Source organism: Streptomyces sp. NPDC000594, from assembly GCF_040299965.1.
Classification (GTDB): Bacteria; Actinomycetota; Actinomycetes; order Streptomycetales; family Streptomycetaceae; genus Streptomyces.
The window spans coordinates 24859-48849 of sequence record NZ_JBEPCY010000029.1 but is presented as its reverse complement, the minus strand read 5'-3'; the positions used below and the strand labels follow the sequence as shown (position 1 = coordinate 48849).

Below are 23991 nucleotides of genomic sequence, written 5' to 3'. Positions count from 1 at the left end.
CCCGAGGGGCCGACGGGAATCTCCCGTCGGCCCCTTTGGCATGTACGGCCCCCAGGGGTTCCGGGACTCCCGGGGGCTCACCGGCTCCCGAGGGCGGCGGCGAGGGCCCCGTGGAGCCGCTCGTAGCCGGGCGCCAGCCGGTGGAGGGCGGCGGCCAGGGCGGCGTCGTCGCCCCGGGAGAGGGGCTCCTGAAGGGCACCCAGGGCACGGGCCTGCCCGGCGGCGGCGGTCGCGGCGGTCTCCAGACCGAGCAGGGCGAGGGCGCGGGCCGCGTCGGCCAGCCGCCGGGCGCCGACCCGTACCCCGAACTCCCGCAGCAGCCTCCTCGTCCCCGGTGCGAGGCCCACGGCGGCCAGTTCGGCCAGGGCGAGGACCGCCTCGGCGCCACCGAGGGTGCCCGGCGGCACCGGGGCCGTGCCGCCCCGGCCCGCGAGCCAGTCCAGCGCCCGGGGCAGCGAACGGCGCAGGGCCTCCCGTACCGGCACCTCCCGCGCACGGACGAACCCCGTCCGCAGGACATACGGTTCGGGGCCGTAGTCGACCGCCTCGGCCCGCCAGGCGGCCTCGAAGGCGTCGACGGGCAGGGTGGCGTACGGAAAGCCCTCCGGGTCGTGCAGCAGCACGGTGGTGGCGGTGGCCTCCAGCACCACCGCGTAGTGGTCGCCGAAATCGGCGGCCGGGGTGCCCGGCTGATGGAGCAGCAGCCCCATGTCGACGGGGCCCACCAGCACCGGGCCCCGGGCGAGGGCCGCGCGGAGCCGGTCCAGCGCCTGTCCGGGGGTGCCGCCCGCGGTGCGCTCGCAGCCCAGTCCGAGCAGCTCCACGGCGGCGTCCAGGCCCTGTTCCGGGTCCCAGCCGTACGGGTCGAAGAACGGCAGGGTGCCCCCGATCAGCTGAACGCCGAACGGCGATCCGGTCAGGGTCTCGATCACCCAGGGGTCGGGCACCTCCACCGCCGGTGCCACGCCGGCCGTCATCGCCAGCGCGTTGCTGTAGCAGTAGGGGCCGGAGCCGATATAGGCCGTCGGCGGATACGCGGGGGTGCTCATGGCGGGGCCTTTCCCTGAGGTGGCTGGGTACGGGCGCCACTTCAGGCCCTGCCCCCGTGACAAGGTCAAGCCACCGCACCCGGCCTCGGCGCCCGCCCGCGCACCCCGTACCCGTACCCGTATCCGCACCTGTGCCCGTGCCCGTACAGCACAACGGACCGGAGCCGAGGGCTCCGGTCCGTTGAAGGATTTCCGATGGTCAGAGGACCGTCGGATCAGGCGGTGAGGGCCGGGTCCCAGGACCCGTCGTCGTCACCCGTGACGGTCTTGAAGAAAACGTTGTGCTCCATTTCGGCTCCCCCGTTGAGTGGTCCTGTCCACCGCCCGCTGCGGTGAACAAGACCCAGAGTGCGGGGGGCAGCCGCCTCACAGCAACGGCCATCGTGTCCGGGACAGTCCTGCTCTGTCCCGGACAGCGAAACCGCAGGTCAGGACGGCAAACATGGGACAGGAGGGACAGCCTCCACCGGGCCGTGCCGATCCGGCGGCACGGTCACGCCTTGGGGGCCACCCGGGAGAGGCCGTTGATGATGCGGTCCATCGCGTCACCGCCCGTCGGGTCGGTGAGATTGGCCAGCATCTTCAGAGTGAAGCGCATCAACAGCGGATGGGACAGACCCCGATCGGCCGCCAGCTTCATCACCTTCGGGTTGCCGATCAGCTTCACAAAGGCGCGGCCCAGCGTGTAGTAACCGCCGTAGGTGTCCTTGAGGACCTTCGGGTAGCGCTGGAGCGCCAGTTCGCGGTGGGCCGGAGTGGCGCGGGCATGGGCCTGGACGATGACATCGGCCGCGATCTGCGCGGACTCCATGGCGTACGCGATGCCCTCCCCGTTGAACGGGTTGACCAGGCCACCGGCGTCACCGATGAGGAGCAGCCCCCGGGTGTAGTGCGGCTGCCGGTTGAAGGCCATCGGCAGCGCCGCACCCCGGATCGGGCCGGTCATGTTCTCCTCGGTGTATCCCCACTCCTCGGGCATGGAGGCGCACCACGCCTTGAGGACCTCACGCCAGTCCAGCTCCTTGAAGGCGGTGGTGGTGTTGAGGACGCCGAGGCCGACGTTGGAGGTGCCGTCACCCATGCCGAAGATCCAGCCGTAGCCGGGCAGCAGCCGGTCCGGGCCGGGGCCCCGGCGGTCCCACAGCTCCAGCCAGGACTCCAGATAGTCGTCGTCGTGGCGGGGCGAGGTGAAGTAGGTCCGTACCGCCACTCCCATCGGGCGGTCCTCACGGCGGTGCAGCCCCATCGCCAGGGAGATTCGGGAGGAATTGCCGTCGGCCGCGACGACCAGCGGGGCGTGGAAGGTGACGGGGGTCTTCTCCTCGCCGAGCTTCGCCTCCACCCCGACGATCCGGCCGGTGCGGTCGTCCAGAACGGGCCCCTGGACATTGCAGCGCTCGTACAGCCGGGCTCCGGCCTTCTGCGCCTGCTGGGCCAGCTGGTCATCGAAGTCGTCCCGCTTGCGGACCAGTCCGTAGTCCGGGTACGAGGCCAGCTCCGGCCAGTCCAGCTGGAGCCGCATCCCGCCGCCGATGATGCGGAGGCCCTTGTTCCGCAGCCAGCCCGCCTCCTCGGAGACATCGATACCCATGGCCACCAGCTGTTTGGTGGCGCGCGGGGTGAGGCCGTCACCGCAGACCTTCTCGCGCGGGAAGGCGGTCTTCTCCAGCAGCAGGACATCCAGTCCCGCCTTGGCGAGGTAGTACGCGGCGGTGGAACCGGCCGGCCCCGCCCCGACGACGATCACATCGGCGGTGTGTTCGGAGAGCGGCTCGGACACGGTGTTCCTCCGGAGACTCGACAACTCGATAAAACGTGCGTGATGGCACTGGAACAGGTGCAGTCTATGGGTGCGTACTGATCACCGATCGAAGGGCTCCCTTCCATGAGCAGGCTCCTTCCCGCCGTACGGCTCCGTGTGCCCACCGACGAGGATGCCCTCGCCTGGCACCGGGCCTTCGACGACCCCGAGGTCATGGAATTCTTCGGGGGACGCTCCGCCGAGTTGTCCGTGTACGAGGAGTTGACGGCACGGCAGCGGCGCCACGACGCGGAGCTGGGCTTCTGCCTGTGGACCCTGCTGGACGACGCGGACTCGGTCATCGGTTTCGCCGGTGCGCAGCCCTGGCCGCGCACGGAGTACGGGCCGGTCGGTGAGATCGAGATCGGCTGGCGGCTGACGAGGTCCGCCTGGGGGAAGGGGTATGCCAGCGCCGCGGCCCGTACCACCGTGGAGCGGGTACGGGAGGCCGGTCCGAGAGAGGTCGTGGCGATGGTGGACGCGCGCAACGACCGCTCCATAGCGGTGACCCAGCGGCTGGGGATGGAGCGGGCGGAGAGTTATGAGGTGTCCGGGGGCCGGACGGCGCTCTGCTTCCGGCTGACGCTGTAGCCCGGCCCCCGCTCCCGGGGCCCGGCGCGAACCAGCGGGCCCCGGGGCCCTGGGTCCTTGGTCCTTGGTCCTGGGTCCTGGGTCCTTGGGGCTCAGGGACCCCGGTGTGCTCCCGTGGCGTTACGGCTTGGTGCCCCGGTGCAGCGCCACGATGCCGCCGGAGAGGTCGCGCCAGGCCACCCGGGACCAGCCGGCGCTCTGGAGGATCCCGGCCAACTCGGCCTGGTCCGGCCAGTCCTGGATGGACTCGGCGAGATACACATACGCGTCCGGGTTGGAGGAGACGGCGCGCGCGACCGGCGGCAGCGCCCGCATCAGATACTCCTCGTACACCGTCCGGAAGGGCGCCCAGGTGGGGTGGGAGAACTCGCAGACCACGATCCGCCCGCCGGGCCGGGTGACCCGCAGCATCTCCCGCAGGGCCCCCTCGGTGTCCCGCACATTGCGCAGCCCGAACGAGATGGTGACCGCGTCGAAGACATCGTCGCGGAAGGGGAGCCGGGTGGCGTCGCCCGCGGTCAGCGGCAACCACGGCTCGCGCTCCTTGCCGACGCGGAGCATGCCGAGCGAGAAGTCGCAGGGGACCACATAGGCCCCGGCGCGGGCGAACGGCAGCGAGGAGGTGCCGGTGCCGGCGGCGAGGTCCAGGACCTTCTGCCCCGGGCGCGGGTCGACCGCCCTGGTGACCTCCCGGCGCCATCTGCGGTCCTGGCCGAGCGAGAGCACATCGTTGGTGAGGTCGTAGTTCTTCGCGACATCGTCGAACATCGCGGCGACGGCGTGCGGCTGCTTGTCCAGGGAGGCTCGGTTCACGCGGCCCATTCAAGCAGGGCGCTCCGGCGGGGCCCCGGCGCGGGTCAGCGGCGGCGGTGGACCAGCCGGCCGCCCAGCACGGTGGCGACGCAGACATGGTCCCGGACGAGACGGTCGGTGCCGAGCGGCCCCGCGGGAGGCCCGCCGCGGGACCCGGCGGCGTCGAAGACCGCGAAGTCGGCGGGGGCGCCGGGGACGAGCTGCCCGGCGGGCAGCAGCGGCGGGGCGTCCGGGGGCGCGGTCCGGGTCCGCAGCCCGGAGCGGTCGACCGCGGTGCGCACGGAGGGCCGGTGGAAGGGGCCGGAGACGGTGGTGACGCCCTGGGCCAGCAGCCGCTGGGTGCCGCGCCGGGCGCTGCCGCCCCAGCCGGTCGCGTCCAGCTCCAGCGCGGCGAGCGCGGGCCCGGTCAGCGGCTCGGTGCCGAGCCGGTCCGCCTCCCGGGGGTCGGGGTGGTAGGCGGCCTCCAGGAGTGCCCCGGCCCCGGTGTGCCAGAGCCCCGGGGCCAGCAGACCGGGCCAGTACCGCTCGCGGACGCCGGGGTGGGCGGCGGTCAGCTCCTCGTACGGTCCGAGGGCGTGGATCCCCCCACCGGAGACCAGGACGGCATACCGGCCACGGCGGACGACGCCCTCCCCGGTGAGCAGGGCGTCGGCGGCGTGCAGGGTGAGCACGAGGGCCTCTCTTCCGGCGGACCCCGGCCGTCAGCGGGCGTCGAGGAGCTTCAGCTCGGGGTGGGCGGTGCCGCCCTCGATCGCGGTGGAGGAGATGTGCGAGACCACCCGCTCGTCGACGGGGTCGTCGGCCGGGTCCTCGTGGACGACGATGTGCTCATAGGTGGTGGCCCGCTGCGCGGGGACCCGGCCCGCCGCGCGGATCAGGTCGATGATCTCCTGGCGGTTGGAGCGGTGCTTGGCCCCCGCCGAGGAGACGACATTCTCCTCCAGCATGATCGAGCCGAGGTCGTCCGCGCCGTAGTGGAGGGAGAGCTGGCCGACCTCCTTGCCGGTGGTCAGCCAGGAGCCCTGGATATGGGCGACATTGTCGAGGAAGAGCCGGGCGATGGCGATCATCCGGAGGTACTCGAAGAGCGTCGCCTGGGTGCGGCCCTTGAGGTGGTTGTTCTCGGGCTGGTACGTGTACGGGATAAAGGCCCGGAAGCCCCCGGTCCGGTCCTGGACGTCGCGGATCATCCGCAGATGCTCGATCCGCTCGGCGTTGGTCTCGCCGGTGCCCATCAGCATGGTGGAGGTGGACTCCACGCCGAGGCCATGGGCGATCTCCATGATCTCCAGCCAGCGCTCGCCGGACTCCTTGAGCGGGGCGATGGCCTTGCGGGGGCGGGCGGGCAGCAGCTCGGCGCCGGCGCCCGCGAAGGAGTCGAGCCCGGCGGTGTTGATCCGGCGGATGGCCTCCTCGGCGGAGACCCCGGAGATCCGGGCCATGTGGTCGATCTCGGAGGCGCCCAGCGAGTGGATCACCAGCTGGGGGAAGGCCTTCTTGATCGCCGAGAAGTGCTCCTCGTAGTACTCCACGCCGTAGTCGGGGTGGTGGCCGCCCTGGAACATGATCTGGGTGCCGCCCAGCTCGACGGTCTCCGCGCAGCGGCGCAGGATGTCGTCGAGGTCGCGGGTCCAGCCCTTGCGGGTGTCCTTGGGCGGGGCGTAGAAGGCACAGAACTTGCAGGCCGTGACGCACACATTGGTGTAGTTGATGTTGCGCTCGATGATGTACGTCGCGATGTGCTCGGTCCCCGCGTAACGGCGGCGGCGGACGGCGTCGGCGGCGCTGCCGAGGGCGTGGAGGGGAGCGGAGCGGTAGAGGTCGAGTGCCTCTTCCGGAGTGATCCGGCCTCCTGCGGCGGCGCGGTCCAGCACGGACTGAAGGTCGGCCTTCTCGGTCACCGGGTGTCACCTTTTCGCGGTTTCGACGGGGCTCCGACGCATGGTCATCGGCGGCGCTGCGGGCGGATCCAGCCTACGCCAGGCCGGGCCGGAGCCCTCGGGCCGGTAGGGATCCCGCCGGCCCGGGACGGGTGTCAGCCCCGGGTGGGCAGCAGTTCGACCCGGACATCCGCCGGGAAGCCGGTCGTGGGGCCGGTGAGGCGGGCGAACTCCCGCACCCCCGCCAGCTGCTCGGCACCGAAGCGGAAGTCAAGGGTCCGGAAGTACCGCTCCAGCAGTTCCGCGTCGAAGCTCTCCCAGCGCGCCGCCTGCTCGGCGACCTTGCCGACCCCGGCCAGCGAGAGATCGCGCGAGGCGAGGAACGCCGTGTGCACATCGTGGACGAGCCCCTCCTCCCGGGCCAGATACTCCTTGCGCGCCGCCCACACCGCGAAGACGAAGGGCAGCCCGGTCCACTCCTTCCACATCCGGCCGAGGTCGTGGACCTGGAGACCGAGCCGGGGCGCGTCGTGGAGCGCCGCGCGGAGTGCGGTGTCACCGATCAGAACGGCGGCGTCCGCTTCCTGCATCATCACGCCGAGATCGGGTGGACAGCTGAAGTAACGGGGCTCCACCCGGTACCGCTCGGCCAGCAACAGCTGGGCGAGGCGGACCGATGTACGGGAAGTGGAACCCAGGGCGACCCGGGCACCGTCGAGTTTCTCCAGGGGGAGCTGCGAGACGATCACGCAGGACATCACCGGCCCGTCGCAGCCGACCGCGAGATCGGGAAAGGCGACGAGCTGATCGGCATTGCGCAGGAATTCAACGAGCGTGATCGGCCCGATATCGAGATCACCCCGGACCAGCCGCTCGCTGAGCTTCTCCGGGGTGTCCTTCGTCAGCTCCAGATCGAGCAGGGTGCCCGTACGGGCCAGCCCCCAGTAGAGGGGGAGACAGTTGAGGAACTGGATATGCCCGACCCGGGGCCTGCTGCGTCGCGGGCCGGTTGCTGCGATTTCTCCGAGACTGTCCACAACGCGAGGCTAGACCTCCCCGGCCGCCCACCGGACGCCGGGGCGGCGCGCCCGGCGTGGCGCGGACGCCGCATCCCTCCCAGGCTTCTCCCGGGCCTCCCCCGCCCCGTCTCCGCCTTCACTCCCCGGTGCGGGCGCGACGCCTCTGAGCGGCCACTTGTCAGCATCCGGACGCAGGTTTCAGGCGTCCGGGTGAAGTGATCTTTGCCTCTACCGCTGCCAACACCCTGCATGCTACGCTCGACGCAAGTTGCAGTTTGGTTTCCCTTGCAGTACAGAGCCTGCGGAGCATGTGACCCGCAGGCTTTTGTAGTTTTCAGACTTGTTTGCAGGTTCTGGAGCAGGGCAACCCTTTGGCCCAAGGAGGGCTTATGGCTACCGGAACCGTCAAGTGGTTCAACGCTGAAAAGGGCTTCGGCTTCATCGCCCAGGACGGCGGCGGCCCGGATGTCTTCGTCCACTACTCCGCGATCAACGCGACCGGCTTCCGCTCCCTCGAGGAGAACCAGGTCGTGAACTTCGACGTCACTCAGGGCCCCAAGGGCCCGCAGGCGGAGAACGTCTCCCCGGCCTAATCGGCCAGGTCGACCGATCGCATCGACTTAGCAGTACCAAGGAGCCCCGCCCCTTCCAGGGACGGGGCTCCTGCCCTTTCCCGGGAAACCTCCCCGCCGGGCTTTTACCTATTCTTTGCCCTTGCCGCCCGGGAGGCCGTCACCCATTCCCCGGGAAAGGCCCGAGGCCCCTGTTCCCCGCGCTGTACGGCGCGGGGAACAGGGGCCTCGGGGGTCCCGCCTCGGGTCCCGGAGTCGCAGGTCCCTGAGGAGGGTCAGGCGACCGCGGGCACCCGGTCACCGACGGGGGCGGGCTGCTCCTCGTCGATCGGCGAGGAGGTGGCGTTGGTGTACGCGTCGTGGTCCAGGATCTTCTCCCGGGCCGCGACGATGACCGGGACCAGCGCCTGGCCGGCCACATTGGTGGCGGTACGGGCCATGTCGATGATCGGGTCGATGGCCATCAGCAGACCCACGCCCTCCAGCGGGAGGCCCAGCGTGGACAGGGTCAGCGTGAGCATCACCGTCGCACCGGTCAGACCGGCGGTGGCCGCCGAGCCGATCACCGAGACAAAGGCGATCAGCAGATACTCCTGGATGCCCAGCTGCACATCGAAGATCTGGGCGATGAAGATCGCCGCCAGCGCCGGGTAGATCGCGGCGCAGCCGTCCATCTTGGTGGTGGCGCCGAAGGGCACCGCGAAGGAGGCGTACTCCTTCGGCACACCCAGCCGCTCGGTGACCCGCTGGGTGACCGGCATGGTGCCGACCGAGGAGCGGGAGACGAAGGCCAGCTGGATCGCGGGCCAGGCGCCCCGGTAGAAGTGCACCGGGTTGACCTTGGCGGCGGTCGCCAGCAGCAGCGGGTAGACACCGAAGAGCACCAGGGCGCAGCCGATGTAGACATCGGCGGTGAAGGTGGCGTACTTGCTGATCAGGTTCCAGCCGTAGCTGGCGACGGCGGAGCCGATGAGGCCGACCGTGCCCAGCGGGGCGAGCCGGATCACCCACCACAGGGCCTTCTGGAGGAGTTCGAGGACGGACTCGCTCAGGCTGAGGATCGGCTTGGCCTTGTCACCGAGGGCGAGCGCGGCGACACCGGCGACGGCGGCGAGGAAGACGATCTGGAGGACGTTCAGCTCGGTGAACGGGGTGATCACATCGGTGGGGACGATCCCGGTCAGGAAGTCGATCCAGGAGCCCTCGACCTCGGGGAGCTTGCCGTCCTTGGGGGTGAGGCCGGTGCCCTGGCCCGGGTTGGTGAGCAGACCGATGGTGAGGCCGATGCCCACCGCGATCAGCGAGGTGATCAGGAACCAGAGCAGGGTGCGGCCGGCCAGCCGGGCGGCGTTGTTGACCTTGCGGAGGTTGGTGATCGACACCAGGATCGCGAAGAAGACGAGGGGGGCCACGGCCAGCTTCAGCAGCCGGACGAAGATGCCGCCGATCTGGCTCAGGGTCTCCTTGAGCCAGCCGATGTCCTGGCCCCGGGCGAGCCAGCCGAGCGCCGCACCCAGCACCAGGCCGAGGACGATCTGTGCCCAGAAGGGGATCTTGGGTATTCGGAATCCGGAGCCCGAGGGGCTTCCGGTCGTGGTCGACGCGGTGTTCGCGGACACGGACACACTCCAGTGGCGGCTTAAGGGGAGGGGGAGAGCGGGGGGTGCGGTGCCCGTGCACGCGGGGGCACGGCCGCAGGTCGGTCGGGGCCGGTCGGTCAGGACAGGCGGCGACAGACCGCGGACATACAGCGACAGAGGTCGATGTGCAGGCGCACCACGAGCGGGGTGCCCGGGGCATCGAGGGTGCGCGCTGCTGACTTCATGTCCAGTACATTAACACTTGAACTTTGAGGACCTCAAAGGCCCCCTTTGGGATCTTCACCACGCGACGCCCGGGGAAGAACGGGGCATGCCGGGGTGTTCCCCGCTTCCCGCCCGGGGAACGGCGTGGGGGGCGACCGAGGGGCTGGCGCCGGACATGACAAAGCCCCCGGCGCCGATCACGGCGGCCGGGGGCCGAAGAAGCGAGGCCGGGACCCGGAGAGCGGGACCCGGGCAGGCGGGACCCGGTCAGTCCTCCTGGTTACGGCTGGACTCCAGGCGGTCCTTCGCCCGGCTCACCCTGTTCGCCACCTGCTCGGACATCGCGTCGCGCTGCTTGCGCAGCAGGACGAAGCTGAGCGGCGCGGAGATCACCAGCGCCAGCAGCACGACCCAGACGAAGTTCGAGTCACCGAGTCCCTTGGGCAGCGCGCCGACCTGGACCAGGACGGCCACCAGCAGGAAGCAGCCGGCGAAGATGCCCAGGCGCATGCCGGTGTACTTGAGCGCGGCGCTCGACTTGGTGGCCATCGGGGGGTGCCTACTCTCTTCACAGCTCGGGTGAGGACGATCTCGCGGGACGGCAGACCGTACCGAACCAGTGAAACACGGGACGGAATCGATCAGTACGGGGGTCCGGTACGGCCCCCGGCCGGGCTCAGACCCGCATGGGCTGGGGCGACTCACGGCGGTCGGCGTCCGGGCCGGGGTACTCGCGGATGATCTCGTACCGGGTGTTCCGCTCCACCGGGCGGAAACCGGCGTCCCGGATCAGATCCAGCAGATCGTCGCGGGTGAGCTTGTTGGGCGTGCCGTAGTTGTCGGCATCGTGGGTGATCTTGTACTCGACCACCGAGCCGTCCATGTCGTCGGCGCCGTGCTGGAGGGCGAGCTGCGCGGTCTGGACGCCGTGCATCACCCAGAAGACCTTGACATGCGGAACGTTGTCGAAGAGCAGCCGGGAGACCGCGAAGGTCTTCAGCGCCTCGGCACCCGTCGCCATCGTGGTGCGTGCCTGAAGGCGGTTACGGATCTTGCCGTCCTTCATGTCCACGAAGTCGTGCTGGTAGCGCAGGGGGATGAAGACCTGGAAGCCACCGGTCTCGTCCTGGAGTTCCCGCAGCCGCAGCACATGGTCCACCCGGTGGCGGGGCTCCTCGATATGCCCGTACAGCATGGTGCTCGGGGTCTTGAGGCCCTTGCTGTGCGCCAGCCGGTGGATGCGCGACCAGTCCTCCCAGTGGGTGCGGTGGTCGACGATGTGCTGCCGCACCTCCCAGTCGAAGATCTCCGCGCCGCCGCCGGTGAGCGATTCGAGGCCCGCCTCGATCAGCTCGTCCAGGATGTCCGACGCGGAGAGGCCCGAGATCGTCTCGAAGTGGTGGATCTCGGTGGCGGTGAACGCCTTCAGCGAGACATGCGGCAGCGCCTTCTTCAGCTCGCTGAGCGAACGGGGGTAGTACCGCCACGGGAGGTTGGGGTGGAGCCCGTTGACGATGTGCAGCTCGGTGAGGTTCTCGCTCTCCATCGCCTTGGCGAGGCGGACCGCCTCCTCGATGCGCATGGTGTACGCGTCCTTCTCGCCCGGCTTGCGCTGGAACGAGCAGTAGGCGCACGACGCGGTGCACACATTGGTCATATTGAGGTGGCGGTTGACGTTGAAGTGCACGACATCGCCGTTCTTGCGGGTCCGCACCTCATGGGCGAGTCCGCCGAGCCAGGCCAGGTCGTCCGAGTCGTAGAGGGCGATGCCGTCCTCACGGCTCAGCCGCTCCCCGGCCCTGACCTTCGCCTCCAGCTCGCGCTTGAGCCCAGCGTCCATGCGCCCGCCTCCCATGTCCTTCGCCAAAATCGGGCTCCACCCACGGTACCCGCCCGCCCCTCGGCGGGCGGGACGCCCCCCGGGGTGGACTCAGCCCTGGCCGGGCAGTTCGCCGACGCGGTTCTCCCACTTGGTGGAGAGAACGATGGTGGTACGGGTCCGGGAGACCCCCCGGGTGCCGCTCAGCCGGCGGATGGTCTTCTCCAGCCCGTCGACATCGCTCACCCGCACCTTGAGCATGTACGAGTCGTCGCCCGCGATGAACCAGCAGTCCTCGATCTCCTCCAGATCGCGCAGCCGACGGGCCACGTCCTCGTGGTCGGCGGCGTCCGAGAGGGAGATCCCGATCAGGGCGGTGACCCCGAGCCCGAGCGATGCGGCGTCGACGGTGGCGCGGTAGCCGGTGATGACTCCCGCCGACTCCAGGCGGTTGATCCGGTCCGTGACACTGGGGCCGGAGAGCCCGACGAGCCGTCCCAGCTCGGCGTAGGAGGCCCTGCCGTTCTCCCGGAGGGCCTGGATGAGCTGTCTGTCCACCGCGTCCATGTGCCTGGAGCCTTCCATAGTTGCTGAACCTGAGGCGTACGGGGGCGGGGGCCCCTCGGGTCGTGCGGATCGTGCGGGTGGTGCGGGTCATGCGGTACCGGATCGCGCGGTACGGGTCGGTGGGGGGCCGTACGAACCGGTCGGGGGGTGTACGGGTCAGTCGGGGGCGTCGGTACGGGAGGCCCCCAGCTCGCCCTCCCAGCGCCGGTAGAGCCGGTGCGGCACCCCGACCGCGTCCAGCACCCGCCCGGCGACGAAGTCCACCAGATCCTGGATATGGGTGGCCCCCGCGTAGAAGGCCGGGGAGGCGGGGAGCACCACGGCCCCGGCCGCGTCCAGCGTGACGAGATGGGCGAGGGTCTGCCCGTTCAGCGGGGTCTCCCGGACGGCGACGACCAGCGGGCGCCGCTCCTTGAGGGTGACGCTCGCCACCCGCTGGAGCAGGTCCTTGGAGAGCCCGAGGGCGACACCGGCGACGGAGGCGGTCGACGCGGGCACGATCAGCATGCCCTTCGCGGGGTACGACCCGGACGACGGCCCGGCCGCCAGATCCCCGGCGGACCAGTACCGCACCCCCGACAGATCCACCGTGAAGGTGCCCGGCTTGCCGTCGGCGCCCCGTCCCAGCCACTCCCGCAGATCGTCCTGCCAGCGGGCGTCCCGGAAGGAGATCCCCGTCTCGTCGAGCAGGGTCAGCCGGGAGGCTCTCGACACCACCAGGTCGACGCTCTCCCCCGCGTCGAGCAGCCCGCGCAGCACGGCGGCGGCATAGGGCGTACCGGACGCGCCGGAGACTCCGACGATCCACGGCCGGCGGGGGTTCACTTCTGCTGACTCCACACAACGAGCCTATCCGGACGCCCGGAAGGGCCGTGCGCCAGGCGTCCGGGCCCGGGGCACCGGGTGTCCCGCACCCGGAGCGCCGGCCATCGGGGGCTCAGAGCGTGAGGCCCCGTACCGCCAGATCGAGCACCGCGCAGACGAAGAGGGCGATGCCGATGAAGCCGTTGACGGTGAAGAAGGCCCGGTTCAGCCGGGACAGATCGTGCGGGCGGACGATGGTGTGCTCGTACCCGAAGGCCACCGCCACGATCGCCAGACCGGCCCAGAAGAAGGCGCCCGCGTCGGTGGCGAGGGCGTACCAGACCAGCAGGGCGGTGGTGATCACATGGCAGACGCGGGCGGCGTGCAGGGCGGCCGGGACACCGAAGCGGGCGGGGACCGAGTGGACCCCCTCGGCCCGGTCGGCCCGGACGTCCTGGCAGGCGAAGATCAGGTCGAAGCCGCCGATCCAGATGCCCACGGCCGCGCCCAGGATCACCGCGTCCCAGGACCACTCACCGGTCACCGCGAGCCAGGCGCCGACCGGCCCCATGGCCTGGGCCAGCCCCAGGATGGCGTGCGGGTAGTGGGTGAAGCGCTTCCCGTACGGATAGACCACCATCGGGATCACCGCGACCGGCGCAAGGGCCAGACAGAGCGGGTTGAGCAGCGCCGCCGCACCCAGGAAGACCACCAGGGCGATCGACGCCCCGGTCCAGGCGGAGCGGACGCTGACCGCCCCGGTGACCAGCTCACGGCCGGCGGTCCGGGGGTTACGGGCGTCGATCTCCCGGTCGATGATCCGGTTGCAGGCCATCGCGAAGGTGCGCAGACCCACCATGGCCAGGGTGACCAGCAGCAGCGTCCACCAGTCGATGGAGCCGCCGTTCAGGAACATCGCGGTCAGCGCGGCGGTGTAGGCGAAGGGCAGCGCGAAGATCGAGTGCTCGAACATCACCAGCTTGAGGAAGGCACGGGCGCGGCCGGGCCGGGGCACGGCCGCCGCCGGGGCGCCGGCCGCGCTCACAGGCCGTATTCCTTCCAGCGGCGCTCCACCAGCGCCACCGTCTCCGGGTCGGACTCGACCATGTCCGGCCAGCCGCCGTCCCGGGTGTACCCCTCCTCGGGCAGCTTCTTGGTGGCGTCGATGCCCGCCTTGCCGCCCCAGAACTGCTGGTACGAGGCATGGTCGAGATGGTCGACGGGGCCCTCGGCGACGGTGAGGTCACGGGCGTAGTCGGTATTGCCGAGCGCCCGCCAGGCCACCTCGTGGAGGTCGTGGACATCGCAGTCGGAGTCCACCACGATGATCAGCTTGGTGAGGGACATCATGTGCGCGCCCCAGATCGCGGACATCACCTTCTGGGCGTGCTTGGGGTACTTCTTGTCGATCGAGACGATCGCGCAGTTGTGGAAGCCGCCCGCCTCCGGCAGGTGGTAGTCGACGATGTCCGGCACGATGATCTTGAGCAGGGGCAGGAAGAACCGCTCCGTGGCGCGGCCCAGCGGGCCGTCCTCGGTCGGCGGCCGGCCCACCACGATCGACTGGAGCAGCGGGCGGCGGCGCATCGTCACACAGTCGATGGTGAGCGCCGGGAACGGCTCCTGCGGGGTGTAGAAGCCGGTGTGGTCGCCGAAGGGACCCTCCGGGAGCATCTCCCCCGGCTCCAGCCAGCCCTCCAGGACGACCTCGGCCTGCGCCGGGACCTGGAGCGGCACGGTCTTGCAGTCGACCATCTCGATCCGCTTCCCCTGGAGGAAGCCCGCGAAGAGGTACTCGTCGATGTCACCGGGGAGCGGCGCGGTCGAGGCGTAGGTCACGGCGGGCGGCGCCCCGAAGGCGATGGCGACCGGCAGCCGCTCGCCCCGGCGGGCGGCGACCTGGTAGTGGTTGCGGCTGTCCTTGTGGATCTGCCAGTGCATCCCGATGGTGCGCCGGTCATGGCGCTGGAGGCGGTAGAGGCCCAGATTGCGGATCCCGCTCTCGGGGTCCTTGGTGTGGGTCAGCCCCAGATTGAAGAAGGAGCCGCCGTCCTTGGGCCAGGTGAAGAGGGCGGGCAGGGCGTCGAGGTCCACATCGTCGCCGCGCAGGACGACCTCCTGCACGGGGGCATCCTTCACCTTCTTCGGCGGGACATGGACCATGGAGCCCAGCTTGCCGAACGCCTCCCGGACACCGACGAAGCCATGGGGCAGCTCCGGCTTGAGCAGGCCGCCGATCTTCTCGCTGATCTCGGCGTAGGACTTCAGCCCCAGCGCCTTCAGCAGCCGCCGGTCGGTGCCGAAGACATTCATCGCCAGCGGCATGGACGCGCCGCGCACATTCTCGAAGAGCAGCGCGGGCCCGCCGGCCTTGTTCACCCGGTCGACGATCTCCCCGACCTCCAGGTGCGGATCCACCTCCGCCGTGACGCGCTTGAGGTCTCCCTCACGTTCCAGGGCCCTGAGCAGGGAGCGAAGATCGTCATAAGCCATGCGCCCCAGTATCCGGTACCGGTTACCCTGGCCGCGTCACCGGGGCACGGTTCCGTGCCCATCCGCCTCTTCCTGGGGGACCCTCCACCATGCTCAGGTATCTGCCCTTCCTCCTGGTCCTGGCGGTGTGGATCTACGCGTTCATCGACTGCCTGAACACTCCCGAGAAGGAGGTCAGGAATCTGCCGAAGGTCGCGTGGGTCATCATCGTGCTGCTCTTCGGCCAGGTGCTGGTGGGACCGGTGGCCTGGTTCGTGGCGGGCCGTCCGCGCCGCCCGGCGGGGTACGCGGGCCGGGGCGGCGGCTGGGTCGCCCCCGACGACAACCCGGACTTCCTCCGCTCGCTGAACGACGAGAAGCCGCCGTCGAAGGACGAGCCGGAGCGCAAGAAGGACGACGACGAGGCCTGAGCGCCCCGGACAGCGAAGGGCCCCGCCGGTGACCGGCGGGGCCCTTCGCTGTGTCCACGGAGCGGTGTCCGTACGGCCGCGTGGTTACGCGTACGAGTGCAGGCCGTCCACGAAGATGTTGACGCCGTAGTAGTTGAAGAGCCAGCAGGCGAAGGCGATGAGCGCCAGCACGGCGGCCTTGCGCCCCTTCCACCCGGCCGTCACCCGCGCGTGCAGATAGCAGGCGTAGGCGACCCAGGTGATGAAGGACCAGACCTCCTTGGGGTCCCAGCCCCAGTACCGGCCCCAGGCGTCGCCCGCCCAGATCGCCCCGGCGATGATCGTGAAGGTCCAGAGCGGGAAGATCGCCGCGTTCACCCGGTAGGCGAACTTGTCCAGGGTGGCGGCGGCGGGCAGCCGCTCCAGCACCGAGGTGGCGAAGGGGCCCGGCTTCCCGCCCTTGGCGAGCTTGCTCTCGTAGGAGTCCCGGAAGAGATAGAGCACGGTGGCGACGGCGCCGAGGTAGAACACCGCGCCGCAGAAGATGGCGGTGGAGACATGGATCCACAGCCAGTACGAGTCCAGCGCGGGCACCAGCTGGTCACTGGAGGTGTAGAGCCAGGTGGTGGCGATGCCGAGATCCAGCAGGACGGTGCCGGTCAGCGGCAGGCCCAGCCAGCGGACGTTCTTCCCGGCGAGCAGGAAGCCCAGGTACGCGCCGACCAGCACCATGGAGAAGGTGATGGAGAACTCGTACATATTGCCCCAGGGGGCACGCTGTACGGAGGCGGCGCGGGCGATCACACCGCCCAGATGGATCGCCCAGGCCAGCACGGACAGGGAGACGGCGATCCGGCCGTAGAGATCACCCTTGACGGTGCCGCCCGCCGCGCCGGGGCCGTCGGGCACCTCCCGGGTGCCGGGCGCCGAGCGGGCGACGACCTTGGGCTTCTCCAGCACGGCGGTGGAGCCCTCGGCCCCGGCGGCCCGGACCACCGGTGCGGCGGCCCCGGCCCCGGCCCCGCCGGCCAGGGCGGCCGAGGTACGGCTCACCTTGCTGCGGCTGCCGAAGACCCACTCCGCGATGTGCGCGAGGAAGGCCAGGATGTAGATGGCCATCGCCGAATAGATCAGGTAATTACTGATCTCGGCGAGGTTCTCGTTGGTAGCGGCGGCGAGAGTCACTTCTCAGCCCCTTCGGCAGAAGCTTCCACGGGTTCGTCGGAGTCGTCGGGGACGGGGGAGCCGGTCTCGGCTCCGGTGCCGTCGGGGCGGTCGGGGGTCGCGGGGGTCTCGGGGGTCTCGGTGGGGCCTTCGGCGGTCCCGGTACGGGCGGTGTCGTCGGGGGCTTCGGTCGCCGTGGGCACCCGCTCGTGCAGTGTGCCGGAGAGCACGGTCAGCTCCTCCGCGAGCCGGGGGGACTCGCCGCGTCCCAGACCCGCCATCTCCACCACGGTCACCCCGTCGGCGCCGCGCACGGCCCGTACCCACACCCGGCGGCGCTGGATGAAGAGCGAGCCCACCAGGCCGGCGATGGCGGCGACCGCGCCGGTCAGCGCCCAGCCGTTGCCGGGCGACTCGGAGATCTGGAAGCTGGCCCACTCACGGACCTCGCGCTCGAAGGTGATGGAGCCGGCCCCGCCGGGCAGCGTCATGGTGTCGCCGGGCCGCAGCAGCTGGGCGAAGGGACTGCCGTCCTTCTCCTTGAACTGCTTCATGTTGCGGGTTTCCAGCTGGTACACGTTCTTCGGGATGCCCGCGTCCACCCCGAGGTCACCGATATAGGCGTTGAGCGCCAGCACCGGCTGGGCCAGACCCGGGAAGGTGGAGAACATCCGGCCCTCGCCATGACCGGCGAAGGTGGGCACGAAGAACGCCTTGAAGCCGAGCTGGGTCTTCTTGCCGTTCTTGTCGCGGTAGCCGTCCATCACCCGGATCGCGCCCTGCGAGGTGACATTGGCGTCCAGCGGCAGCAGCGGCACCGCGCCGTCGTAGACCTTCTTGCCCTTGCCGTCCCGGACGGTGACCACCGGAGCGTAGCCGTGGGCCAGCAGATAGACCTTGGTGCCGTCCACCTCCAGCGGCCGGTTCACCTCGATCGTGGACTTCTGCTCCTTGCCGCCGGGCCGGGACCAGGTGACGGCCGCCTCGAAGGTGCGCGGGGTGCCCTGCTGGGGCCCGCTCTTCTCATAGGTGCCGGTGAAGCTGTCCAGCATGAACGAGAACGGCGTCAGATCGTCCACATTGTGCAGCGGCCCGGAGCGGAAGTCGTCGTAGTGGGTGAGCGTGTTCGAGAAGCCGTCGCCCTCGACGATCAGCTTTCCGCCCTCGGACCTGAGGAGCTGTCCCGCCGCGAACGCCAGCAGCATCACGATCAGCGAGACATGGAAGACCAGATTCCCGACCTCGCGGAGATAGCCCTTCTCGGCGGCGACCGCGTTCCCCACGGTGTGGGCGCGGAAACGCTTCCCCTTCAGCAGCTCCAGGGCGGCGGACCGGACCTCGTCGGGCGAGGCGTCGGTGCGCCAGGTGGTGTAGGCCGGCATCCGTTTCAGCCGCCCCGGGGCGCCCGGCGGACGGCTGCGGAGCTGGCCGACGAACTGCCAGGTGCGCGGGACGATACAGCCGATGAGCGAGACGAAGAGCAGGATGTAGATCGCGGAGAACCACACCGAGCTGTAGACATCGAAGAGCTGGAGCGCCTCGAAGAGCCCCACCCAGCCCTCGTTCTCCTCCTTCCAGCCCCGGACCTTCTGGTCGTCCACGCTGTTCTGCGGGATCAGCGACCCGGGGATGGCGGCCAGCGAGAGCAGCAGCAGCAGCAGGAGCGCGACCCGCATGGAGGTGAGCTGGCGCCAGAACCAGCGCAGCCAGCCGAGGGGACCGAGGGTGGGGCCGCCGGAGATCTCCTGGCCGGCGCCCTGCTCCTCCTCGCGGGGGGCGGTGGAGAGCGTACGGGCGCCGTCCTCCACCTCGGTCCGCCCGGCGGCCTTCGCCGATGACTCTGTCTTGCTCATGGGTGTCAGATTCCAACCGTGAAGGAGCTGGACCAGGTCTGCATCGACTGCACCATCAGGTCCCAGACCCCGGTGAGGAGCAGGATCCCGGTCGCGATCATCATGATGCCGCCGATGCGCATGACCCAGACATAGTGCCGCTTGACCCAGCCGAAGGTGCCCATCGCCTTGCGGTAGGCGATGGCGGCGAAGACAAAGGGGATACCGAGCCCCAGACAGTACGCGACGGTGAGCACCGCTCCCCGGCCCGCGCTCTCCTGCTGGGCGGCGAGGGTGAGGACGGCGGAGAGCGTCGGCCCCATGCAGGGGGTCCAGCCCACGCCGAAGAGGGCACCCAGCAGGGGGGCGCCCGCGAGCCCGGCGGCGGGCTTGCGGGTCAGCCGGAACTCCCGCCGGTTGAGCCAGGACATCCCGCCCATGAAGAAGACGCCCAGCAGGATCATCACCACGCCGAGGATCTTGCTGAGGATGTCCTGCTGCGCCTGGAGCTCCGCGCCGAAGTAGCCGAAGAGGGCCCCGCCGGAGACGAAGACGACCGTGAAGCCGAGGACGAAGAGGGAGGCCCCGGCGACCATCCGGCCGCGCTTGGCCTCGGCGAGATCGGTGCCGCCGATGCCGGTGACATAGGAGAGGTAGCCGGGGATCAGCGGCAGTATGCAGGGGGAGAAGAAGGAGACCAGACCGGCGAGGAGGGCGATCGGCAGGGCGATGGCCAGGGCGCCGTTGAGGACGGTGCCATTGGTGCCGGCCTGCGCGAGCAGGGTCAGACCGTCGGTGGCGGCGGGGCCGTGCGGTGCGGCGAGGGCCGCCAGGGGCTGTGCGACTGCCATCGGTTCACTTCTCCGCGACCACGGGGTCGACCATCTTGCGCAGCCGCTTGTCGTCCAGCTCCTGGAGCGAGCGGGCGGCGACCCTGCCCTCACGGTCCAGCACCAGGGTGGAGGGGATCGACTGGGGGGGCAGGGTGCCCCGGGGGAAACCACTCAGGATGAGCTTGCCGGCCGGGTCGTAGAGGCTGGGGTAGGGGACCCCGTAGTCCTTCTCGAAGGCGAGGGCCGGGCTCTTGTTGGGGTCCCGGGTGTTGATGCCGACGAACTCGACGCCCTGGGGCTTCAGCTCCTTGGCCACCTTGACGAAGTGGGGGGCCTCGGCCCGGCAGGGGCTGCACCAGGAGCCCCAGACGTTGATCACCACGACCTTGCCCTTGAGGTCGGCGACATCCAGCTCCTCGCCCTCCAGGGTCTTCCCCGCGAGCTTCCCGGCGGACTTGCGGTCGGCGGGTTCGACGGTGGAGATGCCTCCGGTGCTCGTGACGAAGTTGACGTTGCCGCCACCGCCCGAGGTCCCTCCGCAGGCGGACAGGAGGAGCACGCCGGCCACGGTCACAGCGGTCAGCAGGGCAGCGCGAGGTGCACGGCTAGGGCTCATGTGAAAAGTTTCGCATGGCGGTTGTGGCGATCTTTAGCGCCCCCCTGGGTGCCCGTACGACCCCATAGTGGCCGTTGTCAGGCACCCCTCAACCCGTCGGCTCACGGCGTGTCGAGGAAGGCCTCCCAGCCGTCCGCCGGGCCCTGGCCCACGCCGAGGGTGCGCAGCTTCGCCAGCACCGCCGGGTCCTGGGCGTCCAGCCAGTCGCAGAGCTGCCGGAAGGAGACCAGGCGTACGTCCTTCTCCCCCGCCATGCCCCGGAGCGCGTTCTCCACGGCGTCCATGTAGATGCCGCCGTTCCACTCCTCGAAGTGATTGCCGATGAAGAGGGGGGCGCGGTTGCCCTCGTACGCCCGCCGGAAGCCCTGGAGATAGGCGCCGGTGGCCTGCTTCCGCCAGGCGGCGTGCCGGGCGGGCGGGCTCTTCGTCGCGTTGCCGGACTGGTTGACCATGAAGTTGTAGTCCATGGAGAGCACCTCGAAGCCGCGCCCCGGGAAGGGGAGCTGCTGGAGCGGGAGGTCCCAGAGCCCCTCCCGCTTGCCCGGCCACACCTGGAGTCCGCCCGGGGAGCTGGCGTCGTAGCGCCAGCCGAGCCGGCGGGCGGCGGGGAGCAGCCGGTCCTGGCCGAGGAGGCAGGGGGTGCGCCCGCCGATGAGTTCGGTGCGGTAGTCGAAGGGGAGCGGGGGGAGGTCGTGGCGGCCGGTGTGGGTCCGCCAGGAGGTGACGAAGGACATCGCCTGCTCGATCTCGCTCTCCCAGTCGGCGGAGGTCCAGCGGTCGACCGAGCCGCTGCCCGCGCAGAAGTGCCCGTTGAAGTGGGTGCCTATCTCATGGCCTTCGAGCCAGGCCCGGCGCAGACAGGAGAGGGTCCGCTCGATGTTGCGGTCGGCGAGGTAGCCGATGTCGGAGGCGCCGGTGCGGTTGTTCGGCGGGCGGTAGAGCGACTTCTTGTCCTCGGGGAGGAGGTAGATCCCGGAGAGGAAGAAGGTCATCGAGGCGTCGTACCGCCGGGCGAGGTCGAGGAAGCGGGGGAAGAGGCCGTTGCCGATCTCTCCGGCGCCGTCCCAGGAGAAGACCACGAACTGCGGCGGGGTCTGACCCGGCTGGAGGCGGGTGGGGCGGGGCGGGCGGCCGGGCTGGGGGCCGCTGTCGGAGGTGGAGCCGTCGCCGATGAGCCTGACCCGGCCGCCGGCCGGGTTCTCGCCGCCGGAGCGCGGGGTGGCGCCGCCGGTGGGGCCGGGGCGGTCCGGGGAGTCGCCGCCGGGGAGGCCGCAGCCCGCGAGACCCAGGGCGGCGGCGGCACCGAGTCCGCCGCCCAGCACCTGTCGTCGCGGCACCCGTCGCCGCAGGACCCCGCCGGCCGTCCGGGGGCCGGGGGCGGCGGCCCCGGGTATGCCCGCCGGCCCGTCCGCCGGAGTCTCCGTCGATATCCCGGTGGTCGCCCGGTCGCCCGTACCGCTCGGCATCGTTCTTCCCCATCTCGGCGCGGGCCCGGGGGCCGGGTGCGCCTCTTGTCGCCCTTGGAACCGGGCCGGTGGTCACCGGCCCCCTGGGGAGAGGGAAGAAGGAACCAGAAGGTTCCAGACATATACCGAACAGAAATAATCCGTCCCGTACAGCTCGGATGCCCGATTAGGTCGCGGTGGGGGAAATGCTCCTCGGCTCCCGGACCCGGTCGGGCCGGGCCGGGCCGGGCCGGGAGACCGCACCGCCCCTCCGGTGGACACCGAAGGGGCGGGACGGACAGGGCAGAGGGACCGGATCAGGCGCCGAACGCCTTGGACTGCCCCTTCACCGGCTTGGCCCCGGCGAGCAGATGCGGCGGCACCAGCTCGCGCGCGGGCTCCCCGTACCCGATCGACACAATGCGGTCGTCCTCGAAGGTGAAGGTGGTCAGCGAGGCGAGCGTGCACTGACGGCGGCGCGGGTCGTGCCAGAGCCGGCGCCGCTCCACAAAGCTGCGCACGATCCAGATCGGCAGCTGATGGCTGACACAGACGGCCTCGTGCCCGAGGGCCGCCTCCCGGGCGGAGTTGATCGCCCCCATCATCCGGACCACCTGGTCGATATAGGGCTCACCCCACGACGGACGGAACGGATTGGTGAGATGACGCCAGTTCCCGGGCCTGCGCAGGGCGCCGTCGCCGACCCCGAAGGTCTTGCCCTCGAAGACATTGCCCGCCTCGATCAGCCGGTCGTCGGTGTCCACGCCCACGCCATGGGAGTCGGCGATGGGCGCGGCGGTCTCCTGGGCGCGCTCCAGCGAGGAGGCGACAACATGGGTGATGTCCCGGTCCGCGAGATGCTCGGCGACCAGGTCGGCCATCCGGCGGCCCAGCTCCGAGAGGTGGTAGCCGGGGCGGCGGCCGTAGAGCACCCCCTCGGGGTTCTCCACCTCGCCATGGCGCATCAGATGGACCAGGGTGCGGACCGGCTCGACGCGCTCCACCTCCGTACTCGCCGTCCCTCTCAGTGCCACCTCCGTACCGGTGGCCCCGGCGCTCCCGGCCTGCCCGGTGCTCGGCGTGCTCATGCCGTGGCCTCCGCGGCGGCGCGGGCGGCGGCGGGCAGGGCGGCGGCGATCCGCTCGATCGCCCGGGTGTCATGGGCGGTGGAGACGAACCACGACTCGAAGGCCGACGGCGACAGATAGACCCCGCCGGCGAGCATCGCGTGGAAGAAGGCATTGAAGCGGAATGCCTCCTGGCGCTTGGCGTCCTCGTAGGAGCGCACCTCGTCCGGGGTGAAGAAGACGGAGAACATATTGCTCGCCGTCTGGAGCCGGTGGGCCACGCCCTCCTTGGTCAGCGCCTCGGTCACCAGCGCCTGGATCTGCGCGGAGACCGCGTCGACGGTGTCGTACGCCGCCTGGTCGAGCAGCCGCAGCTGGGCCAGGCCCGCGGCGGTGGCGACCGGGTTCCCGGAGAGGGTGCCCGCCTGGTAGACCGGGCCCGCCGGGGCCAGGTGCGCCATGACATCGGCGCGCCCGCCGAACGCGGCGGCGGGGAAGCCACCGCCCATGACCTTGCCGAAGGTCAGCAGATCGGGCTCGACGCCCTCCACGCCGTACCAGCCCGCGCGGCTGGTGCGGAAGCCGGTCATCACCTCGTCCGAGATGAAGAGGGCGCCGTGCTCCCGGCAGAGGTCCTTGAGCCCCTGGTTGAAGCCGGGCAGCGGCGGGACCACGCCCATATTGCCGGGGGACGCCTCGGTGATCACACAGGCGATCTCCCCGGGGTGGGCGGCGAAGGCGGCCCGTACCGCTTCGAGGTCGTTGTAGGGGAGCACCACCGTCTCGCCCGCCTGGGCGCCGGTGACGCCGGGGGTGTCGGGGAGCCCGAAGGTCGCGACGCCGGAACCGGCGGCGGCGAGCAGCGCGTCGACATGGCCGTGGTAGCAGCCGGCGAACTTGATCACCTTCGCGCGGCCGGTGAAGCCGCGGGCCAGCCGGATCGCCGACATGGTGGCCTCGGTGCCGCTGGAGACCAGCCGTACCTGCTCGACCGGGGCGACCCGGGCCACGATCTCCTCGGCGAGGGCGACCTCGCCCTCGCCGGGGGTGCCGAAGGAGGTCCCGCGGGCGACGGCCGCGTGGACCGCCTCCAGGACGGCCGGGTGGGCATGCCCGAGGATCATCGGCCCCCAGGAGCAGACCAGATCGACGTACTCACGTCCGTCCGCGTCGGTGAGGTACGGGCCGGTGCCGGACACCATGAACCGGGGCGTACCGCCCACGGCCCGGAAGGCCCGCACGGGAGAGTTGACGCCGCCGGGCGTCACCACGGACGCGCGGTCGAAGAGCGCCTGGGAAACTGGGGCTTCGTATGAATACGCCACTTTGGTCCTGATCTGCGATGAGGGTGTCGGGCGGCCGGTGCGGATGATCTCGGCCACGGGTGAGCGAAGAGAGCGGTCTCGTCGTATTACGGAACGGCTTCAGCCTC

General features: G+C 70.6%; 23 protein-coding genes. 3 read left to right on the top strand and 20 right to left on the bottom strand.

All coding sequences use genetic code 11. The annotated features are described in order from the left end of the window. Positions 1–77: 77 nt before the first annotated feature. Entirely contained in the window at positions 78–1049 is a 972-nt protein-coding gene (locus ABT354_RS29140) for a YobF C-terminal domain-containing protein (RefSeq protein WP_351499165.1), read from the bottom strand. 493 nt (positions 1050–1542) lie between these two features. After that, positions 1543–2829, bottom strand: coding sequence for a geranylgeranyl reductase family protein (locus ABT354_RS29135; protein WP_351499163.1), 1287 nt, complete (start codon positions 2827–2829; stop codon positions 1543–1545). A gap of 105 nt (positions 2830–2934) precedes the next feature. Between ABT354_RS29135 and ABT354_RS29130 the strand changes: the two genes are divergently transcribed. Continuing rightward, positions 2935–3441, top strand: a complete 507-nt coding sequence (locus ABT354_RS29130) for a GNAT family N-acetyltransferase (RefSeq protein WP_351499161.1) — start codon at positions 2935–2937, stop codon at positions 3439–3441. A gap of 120 nt (positions 3442–3561) precedes the next feature. On the opposite strand, the gene ABT354_RS29125 is transcribed toward ABT354_RS29130, so the two are convergent. From ABT354_RS29125 to ABT354_RS29110, 4 genes are all read right to left on the bottom strand, one after another. Continuing rightward, positions 3562–4254: a demethylmenaquinone methyltransferase gene (locus ABT354_RS29125; RefSeq protein ID WP_351499159.1), complete on the bottom strand. Its 693-nt coding sequence runs from the start codon at positions 4252–4254 to the stop codon at positions 3562–3564. Between the two features lie 44 nt (positions 4255–4298). Further along, positions 4299–4925 carry an imidazolonepropionase-like domain-containing protein gene (locus ABT354_RS29120; RefSeq protein WP_351499157.1) on the bottom strand — a complete coding sequence of 209 codons (627 nt, stop codon included), beginning with the start codon at positions 4923–4925 and terminating at the stop codon, positions 4299–4301. A gap of 30 nt (positions 4926–4955) precedes the next feature. Beyond that, positions 4956–6155: a cyclic dehypoxanthinyl futalosine synthase gene (gene mqnC / locus ABT354_RS29115; RefSeq protein WP_351499154.1), complete on the bottom strand. Its 1200-nt coding sequence runs from the start codon at positions 6153–6155 to the stop codon at positions 4956–4958. Between the two features lie 134 nt (positions 6156–6289). Beyond that, positions 6290–7171 (bottom strand): menaquinone biosynthetic enzyme MqnA/MqnD family protein, encoded by an 882-nt coding sequence (locus ABT354_RS29110; RefSeq protein ID WP_351499152.1) that lies wholly within the window; start codon positions 7169–7171, stop codon positions 6290–6292. 371 nt (positions 7172–7542) lie between these two features. Here ABT354_RS29110 and ABT354_RS29105 point away from each other — a divergent pair, with 371 nt between their 5' ends. Beyond that, positions 7543–7746, top strand: coding sequence for a cold-shock protein (locus ABT354_RS29105; protein ID WP_003956183.1), 204 nt, complete (start codon positions 7543–7545; stop codon positions 7744–7746). Between the two features lie 254 nt (positions 7747–8000). On the opposite strand, the gene ABT354_RS29100 is transcribed toward ABT354_RS29105, so the two are convergent. From ABT354_RS29100 to ABT354_RS29070, 7 genes are all read right to left on the bottom strand, one after another. Next, positions 8001–9344 (bottom strand): dicarboxylate/amino acid:cation symporter, encoded by a 1344-nt coding sequence (locus ABT354_RS29100; RefSeq protein ID WP_351499150.1) that lies wholly within the window; start codon positions 9342–9344, stop codon positions 8001–8003. 453 nt (positions 9345–9797) lie between these two features. Continuing rightward, complete coding sequence (locus ABT354_RS29095) at positions 9798–10079, bottom strand: DUF4229 domain-containing protein (RefSeq protein WP_351499148.1); 282 nt, start codon at positions 10077–10079, stop codon at positions 9798–9800. A gap of 127 nt (positions 10080–10206) precedes the next feature. After that, the gene (gene mqnE, locus ABT354_RS29090) at positions 10207–11370 is read right to left on the bottom strand and encodes an aminofutalosine synthase MqnE (protein ID WP_351499145.1); all 1164 of its coding nucleotides are present in this window, start codon (positions 11368–11370) and stop codon (positions 10207–10209) included. A gap of 90 nt (positions 11371–11460) precedes the next feature. After that, the gene (locus tag ABT354_RS29085) at positions 11461–11916 is read right to left on the bottom strand and encodes an Lrp/AsnC family transcriptional regulator (RefSeq protein ID WP_351499261.1); all 456 of its coding nucleotides are present in this window, start codon (positions 11914–11916) and stop codon (positions 11461–11463) included. Positions 11917–12072: 156 nt separating this feature from the next. Then, complete coding sequence (locus ABT354_RS29080) at positions 12073–12741, bottom strand: UbiX family flavin prenyltransferase (protein ID WP_351499259.1); 669 nt, start codon at positions 12739–12741, stop codon at positions 12073–12075. Positions 12742–12853: 112 nt separating this feature from the next. Continuing rightward, positions 12854–13765 (bottom strand): menaquinone biosynthesis prenyltransferase MqnP, encoded by a 912-nt coding sequence (gene mqnP / locus ABT354_RS29075; RefSeq protein WP_351499143.1) that lies wholly within the window; start codon positions 13763–13765, stop codon positions 12854–12856. After that, positions 13762–15213, bottom strand: a complete 1452-nt coding sequence (locus tag ABT354_RS29070; protein WP_351499141.1) for a menaquinone biosynthesis decarboxylase — start codon at positions 15211–15213, stop codon at positions 13762–13764. The genes mqnP and ABT354_RS29070 overlap by 4 nt, the downstream gene beginning before the upstream one ends. Positions 15214–15302: 89 nt before the next feature. Between ABT354_RS29070 and ABT354_RS29065 the strand changes: the two genes are divergently transcribed. Continuing rightward, on the top strand, positions 15303–15623 hold the full coding sequence (locus tag ABT354_RS29065) for a PLD nuclease N-terminal domain-containing protein (protein WP_351499139.1): 321 nt from the start codon (positions 15303–15305) through the stop codon (positions 15621–15623). Positions 15624–15707: 84 nt separating this feature from the next. Here ABT354_RS29065 and ccsB read toward each other — a convergent pair whose 3' ends face one another. The 7 genes from ccsB to hemL all read right to left on the bottom strand — a co-directional run bounded on the left by ccsB (position 15708) and on the right by hemL (position 23884). Further along, a complete protein-coding gene (gene ccsB / locus ABT354_RS29060) occupies positions 15708–16787 on the bottom strand; it encodes a c-type cytochrome biogenesis protein CcsB (RefSeq protein WP_351499137.1) in 1080 nt (359 codons plus the stop codon). Continuing rightward, on the bottom strand, positions 16784–18619 hold the full coding sequence (gene resB / locus ABT354_RS29055; RefSeq protein WP_351499135.1) for a cytochrome c biogenesis protein ResB: 1836 nt from the start codon (positions 18617–18619) through the stop codon (positions 16784–16786). The genes ccsB and resB overlap by 4 nt, the downstream gene beginning before the upstream one ends. Positions 18620–18624: 5 nt before the next feature. Then, complete coding sequence (locus tag ABT354_RS29050) at positions 18625–19449, bottom strand: cytochrome c biogenesis CcdA family protein (RefSeq protein WP_351499132.1); 825 nt, start codon at positions 19447–19449, stop codon at positions 18625–18627. Positions 19450–19453: 4 nt separating this feature from the next. Then, a complete protein-coding gene (locus ABT354_RS29045) occupies positions 19454–20047 on the bottom strand; it encodes a TlpA family protein disulfide reductase (protein ID WP_351499130.1) in 594 nt (197 codons plus the stop codon). Positions 20048–20148: 101 nt separating this feature from the next. After that, on the bottom strand, positions 20149–21513 hold the full coding sequence (locus ABT354_RS29040; RefSeq protein ID WP_351499128.1) for a polysaccharide deacetylase family protein: 1365 nt from the start codon (positions 21511–21513) through the stop codon (positions 20149–20151). 296 nt (positions 21514–21809) lie between these two features. Further along, on the bottom strand, positions 21810–22457 hold the full coding sequence (locus ABT354_RS29035) for a histidine phosphatase family protein (RefSeq protein ID WP_351499257.1): 648 nt from the start codon (positions 22455–22457) through the stop codon (positions 21810–21812). A 119-nt stretch (positions 22458–22576) separates the two neighbouring features. Continuing rightward, positions 22577–23884, bottom strand: coding sequence for a glutamate-1-semialdehyde 2,1-aminomutase (gene hemL / locus ABT354_RS29030; RefSeq protein WP_351499125.1), 1308 nt, complete (start codon positions 23882–23884; stop codon positions 22577–22579). Between the last annotated feature and the right edge of the window lie 107 nt (positions 23885–23991).

Coding starts and splice junctions, on each gene's coding strand:
- ABT354_RS29140 (WP_351499165.1), bottom strand. CDS start 1,049: ATGAGCACCCCCGCGTATCCGCCGACGGCCTATATCGGCTCCGGCCCC.
- ABT354_RS29130 (WP_351499161.1), top strand. CDS start 2,935: ATGAGCAGGCTCCTTCCCGCCGTACGGCTCCGTGTGCCCACCGACGAG.
- ABT354_RS29105 (WP_003956183.1), top strand. CDS start 7,543: ATGGCTACCGGAACCGTCAAGTGGTTCAACGCTGAAAAGGGCTTCGGC.
- ABT354_RS29095 (WP_351499148.1), bottom strand. CDS start 10,079: ATGGCCACCAAGTCGAGCGCCGCGCTCAAGTACACCGGCATGCGCCTG.
- mqnE (WP_351499145.1), bottom strand. CDS start 11,370: ATGGACGCTGGGCTCAAGCGCGAGCTGGAGGCGAAGGTCAGGGCCGGG.
- ABT354_RS29085 (WP_351499261.1), bottom strand. CDS start 11,916: ATGGACGCGGTGGACAGACAGCTCATCCAGGCCCTCCGGGAGAACGGC.
- ABT354_RS29070 (WP_351499141.1), bottom strand. CDS start 15,213: ATGGCTTATGACGATCTTCGCTCCCTGCTCAGGGCCCTGGAACGTGAG.
- ABT354_RS29065 (WP_351499139.1), top strand. CDS start 15,303: ATGCTCAGGTATCTGCCCTTCCTCCTGGTCCTGGCGGTGTGGATCTAC.
- resB (WP_351499135.1), bottom strand. CDS start 18,619: ATGAGCAAGACAGAGTCATCGGCGAAGGCCGCCGGGCGGACCGAGGTG.
- ABT354_RS29050 (WP_351499132.1), bottom strand. CDS start 19,449: ATGGCAGTCGCACAGCCCCTGGCGGCCCTCGCCGCACCGCACGGCCCC.
- ABT354_RS29045 (WP_351499130.1), bottom strand. CDS start 20,047: ATGAGCCCTAGCCGTGCACCTCGCGCTGCCCTGCTGACCGCTGTGACC.
- ABT354_RS29040 (WP_351499128.1), bottom strand. CDS start 21,513: ATGCCGAGCGGTACGGGCGACCGGGCGACCACCGGGATATCGACGGAG.
- ABT354_RS29035 (WP_351499257.1), bottom strand. CDS start 22,457: ATGCGCCATGGCGAGGTGGAGAACCCCGAGGGGGTGCTCTACGGCCGC.